Consider the following 4637-nt stretch of genomic DNA (forward strand, 5'->3'; position numbering starts at 1 on the left):
TCAGCACGCCGCAGTCAGCACGCCGCAGCGCCGCACCGGCCGCGGTGCGCAGGCTCGTCACCGAGGCGGCGAGACGGCTCTTCAGGTCGGCTGGTGCGCCGAGGTAGCTGTTGGTCAGCTGGCCCGGATCGGTCAGGGTGTTGTACAACTCGAACTCGCCGGTGTCGTACTCGAGGTAGGTCAGGCCGCTGGCCGTGCGCACGCCGCTGAAGACCGRGATGCCGGGCCCGTCGCCCAGCGTCTCGAACGGGTCCGCCGGTTCGAGCGTGCCGTCGGTCTGGGCCCGAAAGCCGTCGGTGTTGTCGGGCTTGTGCTCCAGCAGCAGCACCTGACGCCACGTGCCCGCGGTCTCGCCGCGCAGCAGCTGCAGCAACGATCGCCCGTCGACGAAGCTCGGCGCGCTGATGCCGGCGATGGCGGCCAGCGTGGGGGCGTAGTCGACATTGGCGGTGATCTGGGTCACCGTGGCACCGCGCCGCACTCCCGGGCCGCGGATGACCAGCGGCACCAGCAGGTCTTCTTCGAACGCCGTCATCTTGCCGGAGTCGAGCCGGTGCTGACCCTGGTGGTAGCCGTTGTCGGAGGCGAAGACGATGTAGGTGCTCTCCAGCTGGCCCTTGGCCTGCAGCGTGTCGACGACGCTCTGCACCAGCTCGTCGACCGCTTGCAGAGCCTGCAGGCGGTGCCGGTACAGCTTGTCCATCTGGTCGATCTGGTCGGCGGTCAACAGCGGCAGTGCCTGGACCCAGGCCGGCTTGTCGCTGACGTCGGCCTCGTTGAAGGACGCGGTGCGTGGTGCCTGCGCACCTGGGAACAGGTCGGCATGGCGCGGCGCCGGCGTGGAAGGCCCGTGGGGCGCGTAGGTCGGGATGTAGACGAAGAAGGGCTTGTCGGGGAACTGGTCGACCGAGCGGCGAATGAAGTCGGTGGCCTTGGCCGACAGCACGTCGGTCATGTAGTCGTCTGCGGTTTCGCCGTAGCTGACGGTGTGGCCGTTTTCGTTCAACGAGTAGTTGAATTCCTTGTACGGCGTGCCCTCGTTCGGGCTGGCCCATTCCGTCCAGCCGGGCGGAATGTAGTTGGCCGAAGCGGTGTTGGGATAGCCGTTCAGGTATTTGCCGAACAGGGCCGTGCGGTAGCCCGCACCCTGCAGCCAGGTGGCGATGGTCGATTGCTCGAGCCCCTTGGCGTAGACCGCCTCGAAGCCACCATCCGGCGGGCCGTTCTTGAAAATGCTGGTGTTGTGCGAGAACTGGCCGCGCAGGCCACTGATGCGCGASGGGCAGCACAGCGACAGGCTGACGTAGTGGCGGGCAAAGGTGGTGCCCTGGTCGCGCAGCAAGGCTTTCACCCGCGGCATCTGTGCCAGCGAGGGCATGTCCTGGTCGTCGGTCAGGATGAAGACGATGTTCGGCGCGCGCTGATCAGGCGGCGGTGGCGGCATGCTGTTGCCACCACTTCCGCCGCACGCGACGTGCAGCAACAGCACGATCACGGCCCCCAGCCGCAGCAGCTTGCGCATGGTGTCTCCTGGTGTGTGCCTCTCGCGGGCCTCTGTCGGGTCACCTGTCGGGGACCGCCGGGGGCTTGGCGATTCTGCCGGCGCGGCCGCCGCGCGGCAACCGCCGGCGGCCGGCCTTTACCTTGGGGAAACTTTGGCGGGCCGGCGCCGCCCCGGGGTCAGGGCGCGGCCTGCTCGGCTTGGCGAAGCGCCGCACCGCTGGCGTTCTTCAACGCGGCCACCCAGTTGGCCAGTCTGGCCTTGGTCTGCGGCGTGGTGAAGACGTAGGTGTTGCGCAGTTGAGCGGGGTCGGTGGTGTTGTTGTAGTACTCGTGCTCGCCTGTCGTTGTGTACTCGACGTAGGTCGTGCCGTCGTTGATGCGCAGGCCCAGGAAGCCGTCGATGCCTGGGCCATCGCCGGTGGTCCACAGGCCCGACTCGAACGGGTCCGACGGTTCCAGCGGGCCTTCGGCGTTGCRCAGCGGGGGCAGGAACCCGTCTTTGTTTTCCAGCAGCAGCGCGGCGCGCCAGGTGGGTGGTGTCTGGCCCTTCAGGAACGGCACCAGCGAACGTCCGTCGACGAAGTTGGGGGCCGACGCGCCGCCGATCTCGGCAAAGGTGCTGGCGTAGTCGACGTTGGCGGTGATGTGGTCGATGGTGCGGCGGGCCGGCACGCCTGGGCCGCGCACCGACAGCGGGATCAGCAGGTCTTCTTCGTAGGCGGTCATCTTGCCGGAGTCGAGCCGGTGCTGGCCTTGGTGATAGCCGTTGTCAGAGGCGAAGAAGACGTAGGTGTTGTTCAACTCGCCCTTGGCCTGCAGCGTGTTGACGATGCTCTGCACCATTTCGTCGATGGCCAGCAGCGACTGGCGGCGCTTGCGGTAGAGCTTGTCCATGCCCTTGATCTGCGTCTGGTTCAGCAAGTGCAGCGCGCGGACCCAGGCGGGCTTGTCGCTCACGTCGGCCTCGTTGAACGACGGGCCTTGCGGCACCTTGATGTCTTTGAACTCGTTCTCGTGTCGTGGTGCCGGCGTCGCCGGTGCATGGGGCGCGAACGGTGCGAGGTAGACCAGGAAGGGCTTGTCGGGAAACTCTTCGACCGAGTGGCGAATGAAGTCGGTGGCCGCCTTCGAGATCACGTCGGTCAGGTAGTCGGCATCGGCCGCGCCGTAGTCGACCAGCACGCCGTTGTGGTTCATCGTGTAGTTGAAGCCCTTGTACGGCGTCCCGGCCGCGGGGCTCATCCACTCCGTCCAGCCCGGCGGGACGTAGCGGGGCGAGGGCCCCTCCTCGGGGTAGCCGTTCAGGTATTTGCCGAACAACGCGGTGCGGTAGCCGGCGTCGTGCAACCACGTGGCGAACGTGGAGGCCTCTTCGCCCTTTTGGTAGAAGCCGCCGAAACCGCCATCGGGCAGGTCGTTCTTGAAGATGCCGGTGTTGTGCGAGAACTGGCCGCGCAGCGTCGAGGCGCGCGACGGACAGCACAGCGAGAGGCTGACGTAGTGGTGCCGGAAGCTGGTGCCCTGGTCGGTGATCAGGGACTTGACCTGGCTCATCTGCGCCGCGGCGACGGCGTCCAGGTCGTCGGCGAGGATGAACACGATGTTGGGTGCCTTGGCGCCAACGGGCGCGGCCAAAGCGAGACCCAAAGCCGCGGCAGCAAGCGCGCGGCGAGCGAGATGGCCCATGTTGACTCCCTGGAACGTTGAAGTTTGGAATCCGCCTCACCCGGTGGGGCGAGGCAGTCACAAATTCTTCTCCGGCGTTACAGGAGCGCCTAGGGTTCAAAGCGTTACGTTGGTAACACTCGGAACCGTCATGTAGCCATGCCCATAGCAGCTAAGGGTGGGCAAGCCACCCTTCCAGGTCTCAGGGCGCGTGCAGTTCGGCCGCGCGCAGCTCGGCGCCAGCCGTGTTCTTCAGCGCCGCCAGCCACGATGCCAGGCGCTGCTTGGACAGCGGCGAAGCGATCGTGTAGCTGTTGCGCAGCTGGGCCGCGTCGAAGCCGTTGTTGTACAGCTCGTGCTCGCCGGTGGTGTATTCGAGATAGGTCGTGCCGTCGTTGATCCGCAGGCCCATGAAGCCGTCGATGCCCTGGCCGTCGCCGGCCGGCCGGATGCGCATCTCGAACGGATCCGACGGCTCCAGCGGGCTCTCGGCGTTGCGCAGCGTCGGGGAGGCGCCGTCCTTGTTCTCCAGCAGCAGAGCGGCGCGCCAGCTCGACGGCGTCTGGCCGTTCAGGAACGGCACCAGCGAGCGGCCGTCGACGAAATCGGGGGCGTGAGCGCCACCGATCTCGGCGAAGGTGCCGGCGTAGTCGACGTTGGCAGTGATCTGGTCGACCGTGCGCTTGGCTGGCACGCCAGGGCCACGCACCGACATCGGGATCAGCAGGTCTTCCTCGAAGGCAGTCATCTTGCCGGAGTCGAGGCGGTGCTGGCCCTGGTGGTAGCCGTTGTCCGAGGTGAAGAAGATGTAGGTGTTCTCGAGCTCACCCTTGGCCTGCAAGGTGTTGACGATGTTCTCGACCATCTCGTCGACCGCCAGCAGCGACTGGCGCCGCTTGCGGTAGAGCTTGTCCATGTCGGCGATCTGCGCGGAGGTCAGCAGCGGCAGCGTGCGCACCCAGTTCGGCTTGTCGCTGACATCGCTCTCGTTGAACGAAGAGCCGCGCGGCACCTTCAGGTTCTTGAACATGTTTTCATGACGCGGCGCCGGGATGGCGGGCGCATGAGGCGCGTAGGGCGCGAGGTAGATGAAGAAGGGCTTGTCGGGGTGCTGGTCGACCGAGTTGCGAATGAACTGGGCCGCGGCGTTGGAGATCACATCGGTCAGGTAGTCCGCGTCGGCCTTGCCGTGGTCTTCCATCGAACCGTTGTGGTTCATCGTGTAGTTGAAGCCCTTGTAAGGCGTACCGGCCACGGGRCTCATCCATTCGGTCCAGCCCGGCGGGATGTAGCTGTTGGAGGGGCCGCCCTCGGGGTAGCCGTTGAGGTACTTGCCGAACAGCGCGGTGCGGTAGCCGGCGTCGGTCAGCCAGGTGGCCACCGTCGAGGTCTCTTCGCCCCTGGCGTAGAAGGCGCCGAAACCGCCGTCGGGCAGTTCGTTCTTGAAGATGCCGGTGTTGTGCGAGAAC

At 66.4% G+C, this 4637-nt stretch carries 3 protein-coding genes; all 3 read right to left on the reverse strand.

The genetic code is table 11. The features are described 5' to 3' along the window. Positions 1–1522, reverse strand: a 1522-nt coding sequence (locus AC1DYI_RS27120; protein WP_477207229.1) for a sulfatase family protein, incomplete at its 3' end; no start/stop codon positions are given. Between the two features lie 158 nt (positions 1523–1680). Beyond that, positions 1681–3189: a sulfatase family protein gene (locus tag AC1DYI_RS27125; protein ID WP_477207230.1), complete on the reverse strand. Its 1509-nt coding sequence runs from the start codon at positions 3187–3189 to the stop codon at positions 1681–1683. Between the two features lie 181 nt (positions 3190–3370). Next, on the reverse strand, positions 3371–4637 hold a 1267-nt coding region (locus tag AC1DYI_RS27130), incomplete at its 5' end, for a sulfatase family protein (protein WP_477207231.1).

Source organism: Ideonella sp. P3_A4, from assembly GCF_056403075.1.